The sequence below is a fragment of the Bacillus sp. R86525 genome (genome assembly GCF_042466195.1).
Classification (GTDB): Bacteria; Bacillota; Bacilli; order Bacillales; family Bacillaceae_G; genus Bacillus_A; species Bacillus_A nitratireducens.
The window spans coordinates 242,162-264,062 of the sequence record NZ_JAXHPX010000006.1 but is presented as its reverse complement, the minus strand read 5'-3'; the positions used below and the strand labels follow the sequence as shown (position 1 = coordinate 264,062).

19 protein-coding genes and 3 pseudogenes are annotated in these 21,901 nt (G+C 34.0%); 18 read left to right on the top strand and 4 right to left on the bottom strand.

The window, feature by feature from the left end; translation table 11 throughout:
- Positions 1 to 852: 852 nt before the first annotated feature.
- From tnpB to SJY24_RS02315, 3 genes and pseudogenes are all read right to left on the bottom strand, one after another.
- A pseudogene (tnpB, locus tag SJY24_RS02325) lies at positions 853 to 1,958 on the bottom strand (IS200/IS605 family element RNA-guided endonuclease TnpB).
- Positions 1,959 to 2,262: 304 nt separating this feature from the next.
- On the bottom strand, positions 2,263 to 2,817 hold the full coding sequence (locus SJY24_RS02320) for a MerR family transcriptional regulator (RefSeq protein WP_377863610.1): 555 nt from the start codon (positions 2,815 to 2,817) through the stop codon (positions 2,263 to 2,265).
- A gap of 1,653 nt (positions 2,818 to 4,470) precedes the next feature.
- Entirely contained in the window at positions 4,471 to 5,439 is a 969-nt protein-coding gene (locus SJY24_RS02315) for a Replicase RepFR55 (RefSeq protein WP_377863609.1), read from the bottom strand.
- A 666-nt stretch (positions 5,440 to 6,105) separates the two neighbouring features.
- Between SJY24_RS02315 and SJY24_RS02310 the strand changes: the two genes are divergently transcribed.
- Together SJY24_RS02310 and SJY24_RS02305 are read left to right on the top strand one after the other, a co-directional pair.
- Complete coding sequence (locus SJY24_RS02310) at positions 6,106 to 7,236, top strand: AimR family lysis-lysogeny pheromone receptor (RefSeq protein WP_377863637.1); 1,131 nt, start codon at positions 6,106 to 6,108, stop codon at positions 7,234 to 7,236.
- Positions 7,229 to 7,375, top strand: coding sequence for a hypothetical protein (locus SJY24_RS02305; RefSeq protein WP_179862568.1), 147 nt, complete (start codon positions 7,229 to 7,231; stop codon positions 7,373 to 7,375). Before SJY24_RS02310 ends, SJY24_RS02305 begins: the two co-directional genes overlap by 8 nt.
- Positions 7,376 to 7,626: 251 nt before the next feature.
- Here SJY24_RS02305 and SJY24_RS02300 read toward each other — a convergent pair whose 3' ends face one another.
- A complete protein-coding gene (locus SJY24_RS02300; protein ID WP_090978803.1) occupies positions 7,627 to 8,019 on the bottom strand; it encodes a helix-turn-helix transcriptional regulator in 393 nt (130 codons plus the stop codon).
- Between the two features lie 146 nt (positions 8,020 to 8,165).
- Here SJY24_RS02300 and SJY24_RS02295 point away from each other — a divergent pair, with 146 nt between their 5' ends.
- From SJY24_RS02295 to SJY24_RS02220, 16 genes and pseudogenes are all read left to right on the top strand, one after another.
- Complete coding sequence (locus SJY24_RS02295) at positions 8,166 to 8,375, top strand: helix-turn-helix transcriptional regulator (protein ID WP_090978805.1); 210 nt, start codon at positions 8,166 to 8,168, stop codon at positions 8,373 to 8,375.
- A gap of 244 nt (positions 8,376 to 8,619) precedes the next feature.
- Positions 8,620 to 8,966, top strand: a pseudogene (locus tag SJY24_RS02290) (MSCRAMM family protein); the annotation flags it as partial.
- 106 nt (positions 8,967 to 9,072) lie between these two features.
- Positions 9,073 to 9,531, top strand: a pseudogene (locus tag SJY24_RS02285) (TRAG family protein).
- A 40-nt stretch (positions 9,532 to 9,571) separates the two neighbouring features.
- On the top strand, positions 9,572 to 10,147 hold the full coding sequence (locus SJY24_RS02280; RefSeq protein WP_377863608.1) for a TraM recognition domain-containing protein: 576 nt from the start codon (positions 9,572 to 9,574) through the stop codon (positions 10,145 to 10,147).
- A 103-nt stretch (positions 10,148 to 10,250) separates the two neighbouring features.
- Positions 10,251 to 10,499 carry a hypothetical protein gene (locus SJY24_RS02275; protein ID WP_098605879.1) on the top strand — a complete coding sequence of 83 codons (249 nt, stop codon included), beginning with the start codon at positions 10,251 to 10,253 and terminating at the stop codon, positions 10,497 to 10,499.
- Between the two features lie 554 nt (positions 10,500 to 11,053).
- Positions 11,054 to 11,497: a hypothetical protein gene (locus SJY24_RS02270; RefSeq protein ID WP_377863607.1), complete on the top strand. Its 444-nt coding sequence runs from the start codon at positions 11,054 to 11,056 to the stop codon at positions 11,495 to 11,497.
- A 29-nt stretch (positions 11,498 to 11,526) separates the two neighbouring features.
- A complete protein-coding gene (locus SJY24_RS02265) occupies positions 11,527 to 11,751 on the top strand; it encodes a hypothetical protein (RefSeq protein ID WP_377863606.1) in 225 nt (74 codons plus the stop codon).
- A gap of 31 nt (positions 11,752 to 11,782) precedes the next feature.
- Entirely contained in the window at positions 11,783 to 12,091 is a 309-nt protein-coding gene (locus SJY24_RS02260; RefSeq protein ID WP_377863605.1) for a hypothetical protein, read from the top strand.
- A gap of 122 nt (positions 12,092 to 12,213) precedes the next feature.
- On the top strand, positions 12,214 to 12,696 hold the full coding sequence (locus SJY24_RS02255; RefSeq protein WP_377863604.1) for a hypothetical protein: 483 nt from the start codon (positions 12,214 to 12,216) through the stop codon (positions 12,694 to 12,696).
- 73 nt (positions 12,697 to 12,769) lie between these two features.
- A complete protein-coding gene (locus SJY24_RS02250) occupies positions 12,770 to 13,855 on the top strand; it encodes a hypothetical protein (RefSeq protein WP_377863603.1) in 1,086 nt (361 codons plus the stop codon).
- Positions 13,856 to 13,870: 15 nt separating this feature from the next.
- Positions 13,871 to 15,208 carry a hypothetical protein gene (locus SJY24_RS02245; protein WP_377863602.1) on the top strand — a complete coding sequence of 446 codons (1,338 nt, stop codon included), beginning with the start codon at positions 13,871 to 13,873 and terminating at the stop codon, positions 15,206 to 15,208.
- Between the two features lie 18 nt (positions 15,209 to 15,226).
- Positions 15,227 to 17,809, top strand: coding sequence for a VirD4-like conjugal transfer protein, CD1115 family (locus tag SJY24_RS02240; RefSeq protein ID WP_377863636.1), 2,583 nt, complete (start codon positions 15,227 to 15,229; stop codon positions 17,807 to 17,809).
- A 57-nt stretch (positions 17,810 to 17,866) separates the two neighbouring features.
- Positions 17,867 to 18,076 (top strand): hypothetical protein, encoded by a 210-nt coding sequence (locus SJY24_RS02235; protein WP_377863601.1) that lies wholly within the window; start codon positions 17,867 to 17,869, stop codon positions 18,074 to 18,076.
- Between the two features lie 23 nt (positions 18,077 to 18,099).
- Positions 18,100 to 20,736: a pLS20_p028 family conjugation system transmembrane protein gene (locus SJY24_RS02230; RefSeq protein WP_377863600.1), complete on the top strand. Its 2,637-nt coding sequence runs from the start codon at positions 18,100 to 18,102 to the stop codon at positions 20,734 to 20,736.
- A 47-nt stretch (positions 20,737 to 20,783) separates the two neighbouring features.
- Positions 20,784 to 21,071 (top strand): DUF5592 family protein, encoded by a 288-nt coding sequence (locus SJY24_RS02225; RefSeq protein WP_002130425.1) that lies wholly within the window; start codon positions 20,784 to 20,786, stop codon positions 21,069 to 21,071.
- A 14-nt stretch (positions 21,072 to 21,085) separates the two neighbouring features.
- The gene (locus tag SJY24_RS02220) at positions 21,086 to 21,895 is read left to right on the top strand and encodes a hypothetical protein (RefSeq protein ID WP_377863599.1); all 810 of its coding nucleotides are present in this window, start codon (positions 21,086 to 21,088) and stop codon (positions 21,893 to 21,895) included.
- Positions 21,896 to 21,901 lie beyond the last annotated feature (6 nt).

Sequence of the window (21,901 nt, the reverse complement as noted above, 5' to 3'; positions counted from 1 at the left end):
ACAAGTGTATCAATTAGTAGCTCGATAATAAAGTTGTAGGTTTCTATGTTGTAATAACTAATGAACGTTATAATAACGATCCTGACTAAATGAAGCATAGAGCTTCACAATGCTATATGTCATGAAGTATTTAAAGCGAAGTGGTATGAAAAAAAGTAGTTGATGTTAGCTGACGATGTTCGAAGTATGATTACGGAAACATAGACATTAATGGGCGTGTTCTTCATGTGGCAAATATCTTAGTAGCAAAGATTTAAATTATAAGAGCGATGTGATTCGTCTAAAAGGCCAAGGAACTATGTGATAGCGGCCTAACAAAGTAGAGAATAGAAGATTTTCTGTGTTTAGTGTCTTGAATCCGAAACGATCTGTAAGGATATTAGATGGCAAGTAGTTTAATACAATAAGAAAAAACGAAATGAGCGCTTACAAAACGTTAATTTAACGTTTTGTAAATGGTGAACGCATAGGATTTAGTAATAATGAATGCAGCAATTAATGGCAATGTATATAAAAAATCTAATCTGACAAAATGAATTAAAGAATACTAGAAAAAGCATGTGGTTTCCTATAGGGGGTTTATTATGTAGTTGAGGAATTAGAGGATTAGTCAATCCTCCCTAAAAATCGGCAAAGAATACACTTAAGTAATTTTAGAAAATAGGATTAACATGTTGATATTAGCAATATAGAGTGTTTTTGGAATCCATAAGAAAGGTCCAATAAGATATGTAACTGTGGTCATCTTGGAATTCATTTAACCAAAATATGTTGAACCACTCAGCACTTAACATCTTCGCGGACCGTTTGAAGTGAGGGATCCTTAAGTACAGAAGCCTAACGCTTTTTAATTCAGTATTCTATCCCCATAGTTCCTAAGGTTAAGAGAGGAATTGATTCATTTCTATGGTTGAGCACTGTGTTACGATTTCTATCATAATGTGTGCCACAATAAGGACAATCCCACTCAAGAATGGTTAGATTTTTAGCATCTTTGTTTTTGTAGTTACAATTGGAACATAATTGACGAGAAGCAAATGTTTTAGATAATACAACTAATTGTTTGCCATACCACTTTGCTTTATATTCCAACAGTGTTTGAAATTGTGACCAAGAGTTTTTGCAAGTATTTTTGAGCATGCCACTGAATCGTACGTATTCTTTACCAATGACATCGTGCTTTTTGATGATTTCAGCAGAAAGTTTATGTAAGTAATCAGCTCTTGCATTTGCAACATGTTCATGGATTCGTGCAACTTTCACACGTTGTTTATGCCAATTAGAAGAACCTTTTGTTCTTCTAGAAAGAATACGCTGTGCTTTCGCTAACTTTTCTTCTAATATACGGAAGAATGTAGGGTTCTTGTATGTAGTACCATCAGAAAGAATGGCAAAACCTTTTAGTCCAACGTCAATTCCACAAGTGGATTTCGTTTTAGGCATTTTTTGTACTCCTGTTTCGACGAGGATAGATACAAAGTATTTACCACTTGGGTTACGTCGAATCGTCGCATGTAGAATACGACCTTCTACTTCACGACTTTTGGCAAAGCGAATAAGGCAATTTTATTTTATTGCCTGTAATTGTAATATTTCCGTTTGTTTGCTTGGTTGGTTATGTAGGATTGAACTTTATTCTTTTTAGACTTGAATCGTGGCATATCATTCTGTTTCTTGAAAAAACGTGAAAAAGCATCTGCGAGGTTTTTTAATGTGGATTGAAGAGCGATACTATCTACTTCTTTTAGCCAGATCGTATCCTGTTGCTTCTTTAATTGAGTAAGCTCGGCAGAGCAAGAAGGATAGGTTAACCCTTTTCCTGCTTTTTTATAAGTATCATTCCACCGAGCGAGAAAATGGCTAAATACAAAACGACTGCAACCAATCGTTTTAGCAATTACTATTTCTTGTTTTTTATTCGGATAGATTCGAAATTTATATGCTTTATTTACTAACATCGGTTGCACCCCACTTTGTTATAGGATATCTACAGTATACAAAAAAATGTAGGCTTACGCCTACTGACATTCATCTCCCACCTACCGTTGAGTTAGTCCACTTCACACGCTTGAGGAAGCAGTATTCTGTCAGAAAACGATAAAAAAGTACATTCTCAAAATTAAACAAGAAATAAAAAACATATTATAAAATTTTTTTTACAAAAGTACGTATTTATGTTGTGAGGATGAGTAAAAAAAAGCGGTAGCTACCGCTTTTTTTTACTCAATTAGATATGTATTGGATAAAAAACGTATATCTGATTTAATTCCGATTAAAAAAACGTTGAATGAACGTTTTTTTGGTGTTATCTTGCTGTTCTTGGCGGTCTTCATTCAATAGTTCAATTGCTTTATCCAGTTTTTCTTGTAATAACTGAATCTGTAAATCCTTGTCTTCTTTTTCTGAGCGTTCCTGTAATAATAGTTTAATGATATCTTGGTTCTGCTGTACAATTTTATCTTGTTGCTCAAACATGTAAGAAAATTTTTCTTGAATCATCAAAATATCTGTTTCTGAACGTTTTCTGAGCGTTACTTGAACTTCATTTTCCTCATGAACGCTATCCGTTTTCTGAGCGTTCTCTTCAGTGTTTTCCATGCTTCTTGATGCAGCTTCTTCTAGTTTCCAGTTTTGATTTAAGTATTCTTTCATTTGCTTTAAGATATCTATATCATTCTCATAGTAAATTCGTTGATTACGCTCATTTCTTTCAAATATATATTCCATTTTTTCTAGTTCAATTGACCATCTGCGAAGTGTATTGGTGTTTATATCTAGTTTTTTTGCTACTTCTTGTGCAAAATATCCATATTCCAAACTTCACACCTCCATTATTTGTGTGTTAGATATTGATTCGTTCTTGAAAAGATCTTTCCTTTAAGAGTAAAAGTTTTATAGGCAGCCATCTAATCATTTGTACTCATATCAGTTTGTTTTTATACATACTTATATATTAAGTCAGTCTATACATCTAGCGTTAATGTTTTTTCAATAATAAACGCTATTCGTTCTAATAGCGTTTATTGTTGGAAGTGAACAAGTATTTATACAACATTAATGTAAGTAGGAAATTATTTTAAAACTAACTATTAATATTAGAAGTTTGTTGCTGATATAAGAATTTTACTAGATATTTGCAATAGAATCAAAGCTTTCATTAATAGAATTAGCAATTAAGTACTATTTGTTAATTACAAATGTCTAAAAAGCAAAGAGAAAACTTCATTTATATGTGAACGCTATGCGTTAAAGTAGCGTTTATTGTTGTATTGAAGTTTGCATAGTATGTATTACTTGGATTTTAAAAAGGTACTGATATTATTTGTTTGGTTTTGAATCTCAAACGGGGTTATTTTTGTAAGTGAAAAGTAATGAGGATTATTCGGAGTTAAAATGTGTTGTTTAAATATTAAATAGTTATTGTTAAAAAAACATAATTTTGGGTTTCATTTGTATTAGTATGGACCAGATTTCTGAATAATATACGCTAATAATTTGATATGAGATGTAGATGTATATAGGGAGAGGGAAAGGGGTAATAAATCTAGATGTTTATTAATTTGAGAAGGGTAATTGTAATTAAAATAAATTGAAAGAAAAAGTATAAGGAAAAATTTAATGTTATTTAGTTGATACTTACAGTAAATAAATCCTGTTTAAAAAAAGTGAAAACTATAAATATATTAAAATGAAATTTCGTCTCATTAATTTTACTCTATCAAATAATGATTACCATGAAAAATTTCAAGATTCGTTAAAATTAATAGAACAGATGTTGGAACAAAATGTAGATTGTACAGTAGTAGAAGAGGGGACGAAGAAACTTGTATAATGAAATCAGTTGTTAAGACAATGTATGAGACAAGTTATTATACATTTTAAAGAGTGGAAATCCATGAATACGAAGCTTTTAACTTTTAAAGCACATAGACAAATTAGAACAAATTAATCAAATACTATTGAACAAGATTGATGAATAACAACTGGCTATTGCTTCCACTCAACTGGTAGAATCACAGTTTAACCAATTGTTTAAGAAGTAAGTTATGCCAAATTAAATAAAAAATTAGGGAATCCTTTAGAAGGTATACTAAGCTTCCCTAAAAAGTTACAAAAAGGTGCAAAGTACTATAATTAATAAATCTTGTTTTAGAAATTAAAATAAATATAAACATTAGAATTGATTTTTGGCTCGTGATGTTTAGTGTATCAAGGTATTAGAGATTTATACTTAGTAAATTTCTAAGTAAATAGTTTAGTAAATAATTGAATATATTATATTCATAAGGTGTAATTTTTTTAGTTGAATTAAAAGAAAAATAATTATAATCCATAGAAAATGGATATGATTTTTGAAGTTATTTTATTGAAGATTAATAAGGCTATAGAGAACTATAGGAAGTCATTACAAATAGCCTTGCTGTATATGTTTTTTTCAGCAAGGCTATTTGTAATTAGATTTTTTTGATTTTAATTGTGCTCTTCTAAAAAATTATAAAAAACAAATGTATGACTATTATTTGTATCTAAGAGTGAGCTTGTATTTTGTGCATTACGTTTTCTACGATCTTGATTTTGTTTAGATTTTTGATTAAGCATTTTTATGAAATGTGCAGGATTACTGTTTTCAGCTTTATTAAACTGGAACCATTGCACACATTCTTCAAAATCCCATCGTATGTAGCGATCAATATCCGGTGGCAATCTTAAAGCAATTGTGTATGCATCATTTTCAGATAGGTATGTTAGCTCTTGACTCAAAATGTAGTAATACGCTTTTTTCTGATCTTCACTCAAATAATCATTTAAGTCTTGTAATCTATTATTTTTTCCTTGTTCCTCATGATTAACAGCAGGTTTTGATTGCTCTTCAATACCGAAAAAATCTAAGGAAGGTGAAGGTTTAAAATTGTTTTTTTGCAAAAAATCAGGATCTGTCACATCAGACTTTTTACTAATTTTGTTCTTTAAAAATCTAGTAAAAGTAGCACAAACATCAATTGCTACAGCCCATTTTATCTTGAAATATTCAACGATTTTTAAATAATTATTATGTATTGTTAAGATGTAAACAGAGGGGGCAATCTTTCCGTGCCGTCTTACCTTTATTTGTTGACATACTCCTAAATCTTGCAGCCAATTAAAAATGTAATTAATAATAGGTTTTGAAATCCCAGATTTTTTGCTAATGTGTTCTTGTCTAACTTGACTATAGCCTTCTTGTACTAAATAAGATAAAACAGTCTCTAAAGCTTCGTATTTCCTTTTGGTAAGATAATCTTTAGTGGTAGCACCTTCACACTCTAGGACAACACTATCAATATAAGAAGTTATTTTCTTGATTGCTTGATTGATAGCTCCAGGAGTTTTGGATAAGTGATGGATGTGGGGACTTAGTTCCGCTTTTGCTCGACTAAGCAAAAAGTTTCGCAACAACACTGAAAAAACCTCCTATTTTTCCCACTAAACACATACAGAAAAAACATGGAAAAATAGAGGTTCTTATTCACATTAAATTCACTTTATGTTATAATTACTTTTATAAGTGAATATTAAAAAATGTTAAATAAGACCCTTACTATTCTAGGAGTTTTAAATTGGTTCATGTCGCCAAACTAGAGACCAATTTAAAACTGTGTATAGTGGGTTTTTTTTTATGTGTAAATATTTTTTAAAATTATTTCTTCTTTAAAATACAATCTTTCTATATATCTTATATTGTCATTAAAATAATATCAATCCCCTCGAGTGGCCTTTTTTATCCCATCTGTAAAAAACATTTAAATGTATTCATTCAAACACATCTGAATTTTAATGTCTTCATCCTTATTTTTGAATTTTCTGATAAATAAATATAAAATTTTTATAATGGTCAATTTACACATAACGATAAGACCTTCGTGTTAAAATATTTCTAATTATACAATTTATGAGAAAAACATTAAGTAATATAATAACAAGTTTTGATTACCCGATTATTAAAGTTAATTATTAACCTCCAAGAATATATATAAATACTACACTATGGATTAAAACATCTATTTAATAATTTATATTGGGTGATGTGTCTTGTGCTTGGAAGGGGGCTTTACATTGGAGAATTTAATGGAAAAATTGTCAAAAATTAAAGCTGAAAAGAAAATAAGTAGTAGACAACTAGCAAAGGAAATTGGAACAAGTAAAACAACAATTGATAACGGACTTCAATGTAAAACAGAAGAGTTTAAATTTGAGATTTTTTTAAAGTTAATTCAGGCCATTTGTAATAGTTCGGAAGAGAAAAGAAAAATCATTCATGAATATATTCTTCTTTGTAAAACACCATTAAATGTACAAAAAGCATTATGCTATTGCCAAGCAATGGGAGAATACGAAGTAATAGCAGATATTATAGAAAAGCATGCGGATACAAAGGGATTAAAGAAGTACATAGCGGTTTATAAAATACAGAATAAAAGAAATCAAAACATAGCAAGAGGTCAGCAACTTCTAGATGAGATGTATACCAAAGATTTCTCTTCAGATACAGTGTGTCAAGCAGCCTTAAATATTTTATATATGGAAGCTATGTATGATAAGCAAAATTATAATGCGGTTATTCCTTATGCTGATCGTACAGATGTCATTTTAAAAGAAGTGAAACAAGAGTACGTTAAGAGATGCTTGGAAATGAAATATAAAGAGCGACTGGCTTATATATATTTAATGAGAAATGCCTTAGATAGATGTCGCAATACATGTTATGAAATTTTAGATTCTGAATTGGATATTTCTATTATCAAGGCTACAGCTTGGTGCTGTTTAGGAGAAAGTTTCACGTTTGAATGTCCATCTACAGCTGAGAAGTATATTAAGAAAGCCATTTCTCTTTGTGAAAGTATTCAAGTTCCACAAAAAACACAAAAGTATTTAGCGTTTCATACTACACTAGCGCATTTGTATATAGAAAATGGTATTAATTTAGATGAGATAAGATTTGATCTTATTCATTCATCTGAGAAGGCTTTTTTTGAATGCATGCATGGTGATTGGGAAAAAGGAAATAAACTATATGAAGATTTGAGAAAAGATGGTAAAAAATTTACGGCATTCCAGCAGTATTCGTTTTCAAAAGTAAATAATGATATAATAGGATTAAAAGAATCGTTAGAATCTTTCGAATTGACAGGTAATATTTTTTATTCGCAATACGTCAAGAAGGAGCTATTAAAAGAAGAGGTGAAGTCAAGTGAATAAATTTTTAGCGGTTACGTTATATACCGTGATGCTATTGACATCGTTTTTTCAATTAGAAACACCAGATTCACAATATGCAAAAGCGCAAGATACAAATAAATATGTTATGCAAAGGATGGTCGATCCCGGAGGTGGTTAAGCCGTTTAAGCAAGAAAGACGCTACTAAAAAGTAGCGTCTTTCGTACTTTATAATGATGGCTCATTATTATAAAGCGTACAAATTTCGTGCCACTAACACATAAAATTCATGTGAAATATGGGAGGAGGGTTACAAAATGAATCTTAATCAAGAGTGGTTTAATGAAATGATTAACCAGGATAATAATATTTTAGAAACTTATCGTGAATTATTATTGTTAATTGGAAATTTCCAAGAAGGATAATGTATTTCAGCTATGTTTTAATTTATTTTTAGTCTCAATTCTATGCGTTAAGTATTTTGCATACTCAATTAACTCATTTTCTAATAATGGTTTATCTTTATCAGGAATATTTTTATAGCTTTCATACAAATCTTGTGCTAAACGTTCAACAACTAATTTTCGATCTTCTGTTGTAAGAGCTTCACTATCACCAATTTTATGATTTAGGAGTCGATCAGTACTTACATTAAAATATATAGAGATCTTTTGGAGCATTTCAAAACTTGGCTCTTTCCTGTTATTTTCCCAATTGGAAATAGTACTACTAGCGACTCCTAAAACATCACCAAGTTCCTTCATATTTAATCCTTTAAGCGTTCTTAGAATTCTAACATTTTCTCCGAAATAATTCTGTATCATCTATTTCACTCCATTCATTATATTCACATTAGGGATTCTTATTTATCCTTAAAGTGAAATTAATTCACCTTAGGGATATAAAAGTATCCCAAAAGAATTGACATTCTACTTTAAGGAGAATAGAATGTGATTAAGGGGGTGGGGAATTGACTGTTATACGCAATATTAGAGAATCAAAAGGGTTATCAATTCAAGAGCTGTCGGATGCTTCTAAAATACCTTTGAAAACTCTGTATCACATTGAAACTGGTACAAAAGGAGTTATTGAAAATAGGGCAAAAGTTCTTGCTGATATTTTCAATGAGCCAATTGAAAAATTGTTTTTTGCTACGTACTATCGTGCAAGATTAGAATGAAACAAATTTCATTTACTAACTAAACAATAATTATACATCTATATTGTAAATGAAAAATACAGAAAAGTGATAACATAAATACTTTTTTTAAGTTGATGAATCTGAAAATTTAGTTTTTTAGTTCTCTAAAAACTGCATATCATATGAGGAAGCTGTTAGTCATGTTGAAACTTTCGTGTCGTATGCTACTCATTACAATGAGTGCGCTCCTTGTAGCATTAAACCTCCTATTTCCGGCAACAATAAACTTCCATATGGAAAATACACGTATAAAGAAACATTCGCACAAGAAGGATATTTACTGAATGAAGAAATGTTCTCATTTGAAATTAAAGAAGATGGTCAAATTATTAAGCAAACGGTGAAGGATCAGAAGAAATCACCCCACCACATACTCCAGTGACAACACAACAGCTTAGGGCAACCAGAAGTGCCACAACCACAGATACCGGAAAACCTTTCATTTCGCAACTAGAGAAACCACAACAGATTGTTATGAAACCACCACTAGAACAAATACCAAATAAAATCGAAACGTATCTTCCGACAACAGGCGGTAAGGCCGAAAATCAATACATAAAAATCCGTTAGGTTTTGCTATTGGATGTCGGAATGCATGTATACTCTCAATTTCCATTTAAATAGTGGTTCTTGCTAGAGAGTAAGATATAAGAAGCTGAGTGGGAGATGATATGAGATGTCTGAATTCTATTTCGATAAAATGGGGAATTTAGGGAAACTTAGGGAAAACGTTATGCGGTGCAAGAGTGCTTGGTTTTCAGAAGAATTGATGCAAGCAATTTCAATTGCTCAAACTGTAATTAAACCATTAAAGCAACGTGATTATTGGATAGAATCCGCTACAAAATAATTGTCAGGAAGCTTTTTATATCTGGATCAACGGCATAAAAAACTATATTACCTAGACATGGAAAAAGTTATTGAGTTCATGGAAAAAACGTATGGGAGTGAAGCGAACTTGATAGAGGTAGTAAATTCGCTTGAGAATGAGCATCCAGCTTATCATATCTTCCATGAACTAGGTCTTTATTCAAAAGAAACAAGGGATGCGATAACTAACACCTTGCTATACATTCTTGAAAAACATCAACGTGAAAAGCAAGGGGAACAAAAAGAGTATTTTTGGTTTCAGTAGTAGTCAGAAGAGGAAAATGAAATAGGAAGGAGTGCAGTACATGTTAGGCGTAGCTAAGAAGTATACAAAGGTGATTAGAGCGTTGAAAGAACTGAATGAAGGGGAAAAGGTTGCAGGTGTCATAAAAGCTCGTTTTGGAGCTTATAAATCGGTCATTGAAGGTGTGAAGGAAACAACCGATGATTTTATATTCATTTTTGATCCGAAAGGCATCTTTTATGAAGATACACATCATGAAAAACGAAAACAAGGATATCACATCATCAAACATGATTTACTAACTGGTTATGAAACTCTTGAGATTGACTTAAAACAAAAATCAGTTGTGTATATCAGTATCGAAACGGAAACAAGTACGTATCAAGAGAGAGGAGAAGCATTATCAAATTTTCTTCAATATCTAACAGAATGCAAGAATATAAGACCGATTCACCTGGTATTTCATCAATATGATTTGTACCCAATCCCTCATATGGAGCAGTTTTTAAAAGAAAGCGCAACATACCACATTCAGCATTCAATCGTAGTTGAATCTCAATCCGCATTACAGCACATATACGGAAAAGAGGCAGCACAACGCATCATAACCTCGTATAACACAACAATCCTAGCATGATCTAAAGCACTCGTTCACTATTTCATCCTATCTAGATGGCTAGAAAACTAGACAAGGGAGAAGCGCTTTTCTCCCTTCTTTATCAAAAATAGGAGGCGTTCATATGGGAAAAGAAAAAAGACTCACATTTTATGATATTGCGGCATCACAAGCTCATAGTGTCAAAACTTTTGATGGAAAAACATACGAACTGAAAGGCACCATCGCAATTGAAAATAGCACAGGAAGCATTGAAAAAGTGGCTCAAATCTATTATCAAGTGCGCTCGGTTAGAGATGAACATCAAAACTTAATTGCTAAACGAAAAAATAAACATACGGAATTAGTAGCTGTCAAACAAAAGTGTAAATAAAAAAAGCGATTTTGAAGTGTGCTGAGAACATAGCACAAAGTAATTTGCTCTTTGGCAATTTAGATGTATATTGTGTACCTCTTCCTTTCAGTAATGATGTAGAAAGGTGAAATATACAATATATATGCGTGCCTCCCCTCAAAAGGTCACTAGAGGGGTTAGGTATACGATTATCGTTGGGTGAGTAAGATCGTAAAACTCATCTGTGACCACTGGGGAATGCATTGTATCAAAGACCTGTTTGTGTCAGTACTCGTGAGGAATATCCCATTTTGACATTCTGAAGAAGCGAGGAACATCACGGCAGTAGATACATAAGGTTCTACGTTCACGCCAAAATACGTAGTGCGGTATTGGGCATATAGAAGCTAGGTCGGGATTAGTCTCTATACGCATGCCAATACAGGGTTCGTCATTCCAGCCATAAATGATATTTCCATTTTCTATCCCACTTTCCTATAAATGTTATAAAATAAAGGCAGATGTTGAAGTTTAAATGTGTCTCATCACACTTCAAAATCGCTTATAAGAATATGACATAGGGAGGAACATACATGAGTCGAAAAGGGTGGATCATTTCCGCTGTTGTTGGACTGTTAATTGCAATTGGTATTGGTTCAACATTTGTCTTTAGTTCGGGAAAAGGGGAAGTAATGGAACTTAGTCCGTTAGAAATGAAGAAGTTCATGAGTGAGGATGGCACAGGTTTTATACTATTGAATAATGATAAGAAAACAAGAGAAGATATACTTTTTAAAGTCGAAAAATTAGCAAAGCAAAACGATATACTGGCTAGAGAATTATTTGGGGGTAGAGAGGATGTTCCAAGAACAAGTAATCAGCATGACTTCGGCTTGTCACAAAAACGTGATACCCTTGCTTACTATGAAAAAGGAGAGTTGAAGAAAGCAATAAAATTTGAAGAAATTAAACCATCTGATTTTGAAAAAGAAGTTACCTATTTTGTTAAAAATTGCAAAGAACAATATCAGAAGTAATCACATAATCATTGAAAGGTGGTGATATAGTGACCATTTCACAAAGGGAGTTAAAAAAAGAAAAAGATATGGTAGCAAACTTACTAAGAGCCAATGGTCAGGATTATAACCATTGGCTTCATTTACATCATCAGAAATATATTGAAGAAAATCAAGACCTTGTTATGAAAGCTTTACAAGCTTATAAGGCAACATCAAAAGAAGTAAAAGAAGACAACAAGGCGAATGAATTAAGTCAGCTTAGTAACGTATAAGCATTTAAAAATGAAAAGGGAGTGAATGTGTATGTCAATGTTGGAAACATTATCTCAAATGTTAGTGTTAGGTGATGCGATGGATGGTCTAATTAATACAGGGAATTCATTTGTTACATGGATGCAAAGAGGGGCATTGGTTAGTACAGCAATCGTTTTTTGTTTTGGCGCTTACCTATTAATATGGGGTGGTGAACGAGGCAGACATAAATGTATTTGGTGGTTTATTGGTGGGGCAGTCGGACTCGTTATTGTAATGGGATGCCAATACTTAGCGGAAAGCGTAAATACTAATGTTAAATTTGGTCAAATTTTATTCCCGTTTCTTTGGATGAAATAGTGAACAAATATAAATAAGGCAATGAGGAAGCTATGCAAAGGGTATGGCTTTTTTTGTTGCCTTTTTTTATTAAAATTTGAACAGGATTATTATTTACATGCATGTAAAGGAGGAATAAAAGAATGGAAACAATTCGAGATTATAACAATGCATATTACAAATTTGTAGAAAATAAATGTAAAGAATTTGGAGTTCCTGAAGAGTTATATAGTAATTGGAAAGAGAAGCAAAAAGATGATTGGGATAGCTTTTATATACGTGAAATCCAAGGAAAGGAAGTTCTGAAAAAGATCGGTGTATACCTTCCCTTCTATCTTCAAGAATATGAATCAGGTTCTTTGGAAACGAGTGTTATAGCCTTTAAGTTATTCCCTGATAGAAAATCTGATTCACACTCGATACTATGGGAATACCGTAAGTTCGGTTATCCAGAGGGAAAATTATATGCAGTAGAAGGAAAACGAAAATTTTTAGAAGTGAATGAGTTGCAAGGTTACATTGAAGAAGGGTATCAATGGACAGAAAGACTTTCTCCACCTATTGGAATACATTTTGATCTTGCTGAAGAAGGTAAATTTTATTCATCGTATGAGGATTTGAAATAAAACAGGATTTTTAGTTTCGAAAAATTTAGAAAGTGTACGCAGACTTTAAAGTAAATGTGAGAAAGGAGAAGCCATGTTTGTCATTTTTAAGAGTAGTAATGGAACAGAAATTGAGTCGGGTAAGCAATATTCGTTTCATGAAGCTTATATCTTAACGAAGCGATTAGAACGAGTTTATAGAGAGGCAGGGCGTCAAGAACATATTGATTTCAATTTGTTAGATGGTCATTCTAATGAAATTTATAACGGTACATTATCACTGGGTTCGAGATATGCAGATCATATTTTTGATCACATTTCTAAAAAAATGAATGTGATGCAATTAGATCCGGAACAAGAGGAACAAAAGAAGGAACTGTTAGAAACGTTAGAAAGAGAAATCAATGATTCTCCTTTTCATGAAGAATATGAATATCAAGAAGAATTACCAGAAAGAACGGAAGAACCCTCTTATCGTCCATCGGATGAAATAGAGCCACAAGTAAAGCCTGGAAAGGGAAATAGAAAAGGATTCAAGATTATTGCGAGTGTCATAGGAAGCGTAGTGTTAATTGGAGCTGGTGCCATATTTGCCTTTAAGTTATTCTCTTCCGAACCAGTTTCGAGTGCAAATGCTGGTTCTGAACAATATGTAGTAAAAGGATTACAACAGGCAGCCATTCAACAGTATGGAGAAGCCGTTAAATACTTCGATAAGGTCAATTACACAGAATTAGACAAAGATAGTCAGAAGGCAGTTTTATTTACTTATTTATTAAACGGAAAGGCAAATAAGGCATTACAATATGAGCCTAAATTTGCAGAAAGTGTGGTTGCTTATTTTATTGGGATAGACAACATGAATAAAATCAATGAAATTGATGTCAAAAATGATGTAATCGACTTTGAAAAGGCAGCGCTTAATAAGAAATATGAGGAGGTAATCAAACTTAAGGGGAAAGTCAATATGGATGGTAGACGTGAAAAGCTCATTGTTGAAGCTTTTGTACATCTAAAAAAATATGAAGATTGTTATTCTTTTGCCAAAACACAAGGAAATAAAAACGTAATGAAAGAGATCAAAGAATTAGAGAAACGAGATATTCAACAATCTACGATAAGTGAAGAGGAAAAGAAAGCTAAGATTGAAAAAATTGATAAAGATCTACAGAACATCTAAGGGGGAGAGAATAACATGCCTTTAAATTATGAGAATCTGTACAAAAAAATGGGAATTGTTTTTCTTGGTGGTTCATTGATATTAAGTACGACAGGTTGCAGTTGGTTTGGAAGTAAGGAATCATCAAAAAGTAAAACAGCTATTACAAAAAAGGTAGATAAGAATAAGCCGGAGGAAAAGAAAGAAAATCTGAACAAACAAGATTTCGAAGCAATTACAGAGAATGCAATTCAAAGTAAGGATAATGAAGTTGCTTATGTTCTCGAAGAGCTTGATAAATCGAAAATTAATTTTAAAGAAAAATCCATTGTAAGTAATCTTCAAAATGGAGATGAAACCACCTCTCGTGTTCTAGCACTCTTTGATAAAGAAACGACAGATAAATCAATTCAAGATACAGCAAAAGATAATGTGATTGCAGCTATTACAGATAATAACCCACAAGTCACCGTGAATGGAGATCACTTTGCATTTGGCGATCAAAATATTGATTCTTCAGTAGCGAGTATAGGAGATATTCTTCCACCAGAGAAGAAACCAGATGCAATTGTGACCCCATCAATTATAACGGAGGGTGAGAATGATAATACGGAAAATACAGGGACAGAAAAACCAAAGCCGCCAATAGAGCCGGAAAAACCAACAAGTCCAGAGAAGCCGACAGAGCCGGAAAAACCAACAAATCCAGAGAAACCAACAAATCCAGAGAAACCAACAGATCCAGGTAAACCAGCAGAACCGGAAAAACCAACAGATCCAGAGAAACCAACAGATCCAGAAAAACCAACAGATCCAGAAAAACCAACAGATCCAGAGAAACCAACAGATCCAGAAAAACCAACAGATCCAGAGAAGCCAACAGATCCAGAAAAACCAACAGATCCAGGTAAACCAACAGATCCAGAAAAACCAACAGATCCAGAGAAGCCAACAGATCCAGAGAAGCCAACAGATCCAGAAAAACCAACAGATCCAGGTAAACCAACAGATCCAGAAAAACCAACAGATCCAGAGAAGCCAACAGATCCAGAGAAGCCAACAGATCCAGAGAAGCCAACAGATCCAGAGAAGCCAACAGATCCAGAGAAGCCAACAGATCCAGGTAAACCAACAGATCCAGAAAAACCAACAGATCCAGAGAAGCCAACAGATCCAGAGAAGCCAGCAGATCCAGAAAAACCAACAGATCCAGAGAAGCCAACAGATCCAGAAAAACCAACAGATCCAGAGAAACCAACAGATCCAGAAAAACCAACAGATCCAGGTAAACCAACAGATCCAGAAAAACCAACAGATCCAGAGAAGCCAACAGAATTAAATAAAAAAGAGTCAAAATCAGATGTAACAGTTTAAAGGGGGATTTACTTGCCCATGTACAAGGAAGAAATTTCAATTAAATATAAGTTAGCTGAAAAAAAAGTACTCATTCCATTGAGTACTTTTTTGTTTGTTGGAATGTTTTTAATCGCTAATTTTTTACTCAACTTATCTTTAGAGCTGATAGAAACAACATTTAGTGATTTATTGCACCCCAAACCATTTCATATGGAGATAGGATTTCTTTTTCAGATGCCAATTGCAGAGCATCCAATTTACTACTTGCTTGTTTTCCTTGTAGTAATTGGAACTATAGCAAGAACGGTGTATAAGCTGAAATCTTCTTTTAAAAACTTAAATAATCATCAGAAAGGATCTAGTCGTTTTACAACAGTTGAAGAGTTGAAAAAGCAATACCGAGCTGTACCAGATCGAGAGGAATCATTTAAAGGTGGCGGTGGTGTTGTTATCTCCCGACTAGGTGATAAGGTATTCATTGATGATAGCCCGGTAAACAACTTAGTTATTGGTACAACACGCTCTGGTAAAGGGGAAACCTATGTATTTCCTACAATTGATGTCTATTCTAGAGCGGAACATAAACCCTCCCTAATTTTTAATGATCCAAAGGGAGAATTGTTCAGCGCATCGAAAGAAACGCTGGAAGAACGAGGCTATCACATTGAAGTTTTGAACCTGTTAACTCCACTTGATTCTATGAGCTATAACTTATTGCAGCTTGTCAAAGATGCCTATAAAGATGGAGATTATTCAACGGCACAGGCATTATGTAAGACACTCTCACACACTTTGTATTACAAGCCAACTGTAAAAGATCCTTTTTGGCAACAGTGCGCTATGAGCTTGTGTAACGCCATGATATTAGCCGTTACAGATAAATGTATTGCGGAAGGTACAGAAGAAAAAATCACAATGTATGCAGTTGCAAATATGTTATCAGAACTTGGTTCAAAAGAGGTAATCGTAGATCCGGAAGCAGATCCACAAAATGCATTAGATTTATACTTTGAAGGCTTACCAGCGGATAGCGTTGCGAAGATGCAATATGCAACCTCAAACTTCTCAAAAGGAACGACACGAGGCGGGATTTTTACCCAAACAATGAATGGACTTTCAATTTTTACATTTGATGAAATTGCTAAAATGACAGCGAAAAATAGTGTGGATTTAAAACGTGTCGGTTTTGGAAAAATGATAAAAGGAAAAGTGACACCTAGAAAACGAGTAGACATTGTATTTCCAGATGGCTCAAAGGAGTCTATCAAGGCAGATATTACAGGACGTTTTGCATTAGATTTCAAACAAGTAATGCAAGTTGGAGATACCATTCAATGTAATGAAAAAGAAAACCCTCAAACGAATACATCTATTACTATTACAAAAATAGATGAAAAAACAGGTCATACAGAATTTAAAGTAGTTGAAGAAAATGAAGATATGAAAATAACAAAAGTGGATTATTTCGATAAGCCAGTCGCTATTTTTATGATTACACCAGACTTTGATTCTTCGAACCATGTCATTGCTTCTATTTTTGTAAGGCAGCTTTATTTTATATTGGCAAAGGGTGCATCCCTCGCTCGTGGAGGGAAATGTCACCGTGAAGTGGTTTTTTGCCTAGATGAGTTTGGTAACATGCCGAGTATTGAAGGAATGGCAAATATTATCACGGTTTGTCTTGGTAGAAATGTTCGCTTTAACCTTATAATCCAGGCATATGCACAATTAAAAAATAAATATGGTGAAGATGCAGATACGATTGATGGAAACTGTGGGAATACCATCTACATTCTAACGAACGATCAAGAAACCGCCGAAAAAGTGTCCAAAAAACTAGGGAATCAGACGATTAACCTACCTTCCCGAAGTGGGAAAGGTCTTTCTACTGATAAAAATAAAACGGAAGGTCTAGACCAACGCCCATTGTTAACAGCAAATGAACTTATGAATTTTAAAGAAGGAGAAAGTGCCGTTATTCGTGTTATAAAACGTCAGGATAATAACCGAAAACGTATCAGACCTCGACCAATCTATAATACGGGAGAAACAGCTTTAAAATATAGATGGGAGTACTTAGGGGTAGAGTTCGATACAGATAAATCTATTTTAGATATAGATATTGATTCTCTACATGATGATGTAAATCCAAAATCACTTATTGTAGATTTTCTAGGACAGAGAAAAGTAGAACAAATTGAGAGAAAAACATCCGAATCAGAACAAGTACCAGAACAAGAAGCTTTTTCTCAAATAGAGACACCGCAGCCAGTAGAAGAACCAACAATGATGGAAATTGATGAAGAGATTCCGGAAGAGGCATTTCAGCAGGAAGATAGCCCGTTTGATTCCCTTTCCATTGAAAATTGGAAGGAAAAAACGGTTAATGAATTTTTCGAATCTGATTTAGCGGTTTTGAAACTGGTTGATAAGTTCTTTTTAGCACAGTTAGGGAAATCAATAGATGAGGTTGGAAATCAAGAAATGGGTGGGTTTTACAGTGAATTTCAAATGTTAGCTCACAATGACCACATCGACAAAAGTGTTTATCAAGCAGTCGAAAACAAGATTAATCGAATCTTGCGTGATTTAAAAGAAAAAGAACAAGTGACGAGTTAGAAAAGCACTCAAATGATTGAGTGCTTTTTTGAATCCAAACTAAAGGAGGAAGAGGGAATGTGCGTACCGACAATAACGGATAAAATGCAAATGATTTTAGATAGTTACTCGCCGTTTGTAACAGAAGAAAATGAGGTCATTCTTGGTCTAGAAGATGCGGTTCTTTTCCTTTCAGTAGATCGAGAACAAAAAGGTAAATTAATTATTCGAATCGACAGACTAAATGAAAGGGTGAATTGGACAGCAAAAGAATTATTAGGGCAATAGCAAGCATGAGAGGAGGGTAAATCGTGAAAGATGAAGAGATTTTAAAGGTTTTAGAAACATTCTCGGATTATCTTCAAGTAGGGGACATCGTGAATTATGTATTGCGTTGGCTAGGATGGTTCCTAATTGTAGGCTTATCTTTAGTTGTAGATGCTTTAGAAGGTGTGACAGATGCCATATTGGGGATTAAAGGATTCTTTAATTCACCGGAAATACAAAATTTTGTTGATATGTTATATCCATTGTTTGTTGTTCTTTTAGCCATATCGTTTTTATATATTGGCTACATGTTCATTATGAACAAACAAATGAACCGTTCTCAAATTATCATCAATATTTTCGTAACACTGAGTGTACTTTGTTTATTAAGTACTGGTATGACAAAGGTTGATAAGTTCACCGATGATGCCATAGCAGTTGTAAAATCAGAACAAAAGGGTTCTTTAAGTGATGAAATTATTAAGAAGAATATAACGGATGTTGCAGTAATTGACCAAAACGGATGGAAAAAGAAAGAAGATATGAATCCGAAAAATAATATTCCGGAAAAAAGTATTAGACAAATTGATATTACTGAAAAGATAGATAAAGATTTTGAATTTGCGAAGGATAAGGAATTATTTGAAGGTGGTCAAGATATTCTTAAGTATAAAAGAGTGATGGATGGAATGGGAGTGGCATCTATAGCTGAATTGAAAGATGGTTGGTTTGATTTCTTTCCCGAAAAGTATTATCGCTGGCATTGGAGTTTTTGGAACATATTCTTTACTTTACTAATAACTGGCGCAACGTTGTTATTGGTGAGTATTAAATTAGCTAGATTATTTTATGAATTGGCATTTAACTACTTGTTAGCCAACATATTAGCACCAGCCGATGTTGCGAATGGTCAAAAGTTAAAAGCCGTGTTATCCAATATCCTCAATATATTTATAGCAACGATTATGATATTCCTATCTTTGAAGCTATATATAATGGGAACGGCGTTTCTCCATGACAAATTAAATGGTGTGCCGTATCTGATTGCATTAGCGGCATTTAGTATGGCAGTTTTAGATGGCCCGGCAGTCGTAGAAAGGCTATTTGGAATAGATATTGGATTAAAGAGCAGTTGGGGCATGTTAGCAGGTGGTTTCGCACTGGGTAAAGGAATTGGCGCTCTTGCAAATTCAAAACCAATGAAGGGTCTAGGGAATATGATTGGAAAAGGGGCGAAAGGTGCAGCAGAAGGAACTGGTGTTGCAGCAGCTAAAACAGCAAGTGCGGCAGCGATGGCAACAGGTGGCGTGGCTGGTCTTATAAGTGGTTTGAAAAAAGGGAGTGAGTCTGAAAATAAAGAGTCCTTGCAAGATCAAATGAAAAAAGCTGGTGAGAAGAAAGCAAAAGGAAATGATTTAGCAAATAAGGAAAAAGAAAAAGGTAACTTAAATAAGGAAGAAGATAAAAAGAATGGTGGTACGCCATCTATTCAAGAAGACATGAAAAAAGGAGGGAACGAAAACCCTGGGGTAGCGAATGGGCAAGAATCGGGAACAACAAGTCTTCAAGATGAAATGAAAGAAGCTGGAAAAGAAAATGGAGCGGGTGAAGGAAATCAAACAGCAGGAGGAGTAAGACAAGGAGCGAGTGACGGAAATCAAACACCGGGAACAGTAAAACAAGGGGTAAGTGAAGGAGGTCAAACACCAGGAACAGTAAGACAAGGAGCAAGTGAGGGAAGTCAAACACCAGGAACAGTAAGACAAGGAACAAATGAAGGAGGTCAAACACCAGGAACAGTAAGACAAGGAACAAATGAAGGAGGTCAAACACCGGGAACAGTAAGACAAGGAGCAAGTGAGGGAAGTCAAACACCAGGAACAGTAAAACAAGGGGTAAGTGAAGGAGGTCAAACACCAGGAACAGTAAGACAAGGAACAAATGAAGGAGGTCAAACACCGGGAACAGTAAGACAAGGAGCAAGTGAAGGAAGTCAAACACCAGGAACAGTAAGACAAGGAACAAATGAAGGAGGTCAAACACCGGGAACAGTAAGACAAGGAGCAAGTGAAGGAAGTCAAACACCAGGAGCAGTAAGACAAGGAACAAGTGAAGGAAGTCAAACACCAGGAACAGTAAGACAAGGAGCAAGTGAAGGAAGTCAAACACCAGGAACAGTAAGACCAGTACCAAGTGGAGGAAGCCCGGCACCAGTAGAAGCATCAAGACCAGTACCAAGTGGAAGTAGCCCGGCACCAATAGAAGCATCAAGACCAGTACCAAGTGGAGGAAGCCCGGCACCAATAGAAGCATCAAGACCAGTACCAAGTGGAGGAAGCCCGGCACCAATGGAAACATCAAGATCAGTACCAAGTGGAGGAAGCCCGGCACCAGCCGACATCGTAACGGTGACACATAGTAGCCCAATTATTCCTTATGAAAGTGATAAAGAAGTGGCAGCAAGTAGAAGTCAGGAAACACGGACATTAGGACAATATACAACTGATAAAGTTAAAAATACAACATCATCCGTGAAACAAAAGGTAAGAGGAGTACAAGAGCGCATTCATAATTCTGAAACGGTACAGAATACAAAGCGTTTTTATCAGATGGGGCAAAACACGGGTAAAAGTTGGAGAGATATTGTAAACAAAAATAAAAATAATACAGATAAAAAATAAGCGTAATCGTACGCTTATTTTTTGTTGTCGAAAAGGAGGGAATCCCGATGAGAAGCTATCGGATTCCGAAGGAAATCAGTACAGAATTACGGATTAATAAAGTGCTTTATTTAATAGATTTCTTTTTATTAATTGGCTTATTAGTTGTAACGATGATTCTTAGGAATTTTGTACATGATTCCTTTCAATTACCATTTGTTATTTTCATGGCAGCTATTGCAATTATCATGATTTGGCGACCAAGTACGAATCCTCAAAAACGAATGTATGAAGTATTGATTATTACATTGCTAAGAAGAAAAGGCGCATATTGTGCCATTGATAACGATCAATAAGGGAGGGATCACATATGGCGTTATTCAGCGAAAAAGATGTAGAGAAAGAAGAGCCAAAACAACTAGAAAGACCGAAGAAAAAAGCATTTCAATTTAACGAAAAAAATGTAAAAGAATCACTTTCTGAACCAAAAGAAATTGTGAAAGTGGTACCCGACAAAAAGAAAGAAGAAAAACCAAAGGTAGAACAAAAAGTAAAAAAACAGAAGAAAGAAAAGCCAAAGAAAGATGTTTCGAAAAAGAAAAATCCTAAACTTTTAGGTTTTTTATCTAGAAAAAAGAAAGAAGCACCACCAAAGGTAAAGAAAAGTATTGCGAAAATTATACAGATCGTAGATATGACGGAGGATGGAATATTTGAGCTGAAAAATGAGGAGTTTTTAGAAATTCTTCAAGTTGAAGGTGACGATATGTTCTCCAAGAATAGCGATGAACAAGCATTTGTTATTTTCTCACATGCATATTTTTATCAAGCCTACAAACAGTCCATTAAACTCGTTTTTTTAAACTTCCCATGCCAAACTACCGAACAGCAACGATATATAGAGAAGAAAATTAAAGAATGTACTAGTCCTTTGTATGAACGGATTTTAAATCAGAAGTTAAAAGAACTTCAGTTTTTAGAATGGGGAAGAACAAATCGGGAAGCCTTCTTATTTATTTACGGAGAAACGGAATTAATCGTAAAAGAACGTGTAGATGCAGCAAAGCGATATATCAAACGCTCTACCGAACTATTAGAGGTGGATGAAGAGAAAAAGCTAGAGCTTATGTTTAAATTGTTTAACCAAAATGCAAAATTGGGAACTAAAAATATATGGTAGTAAGGG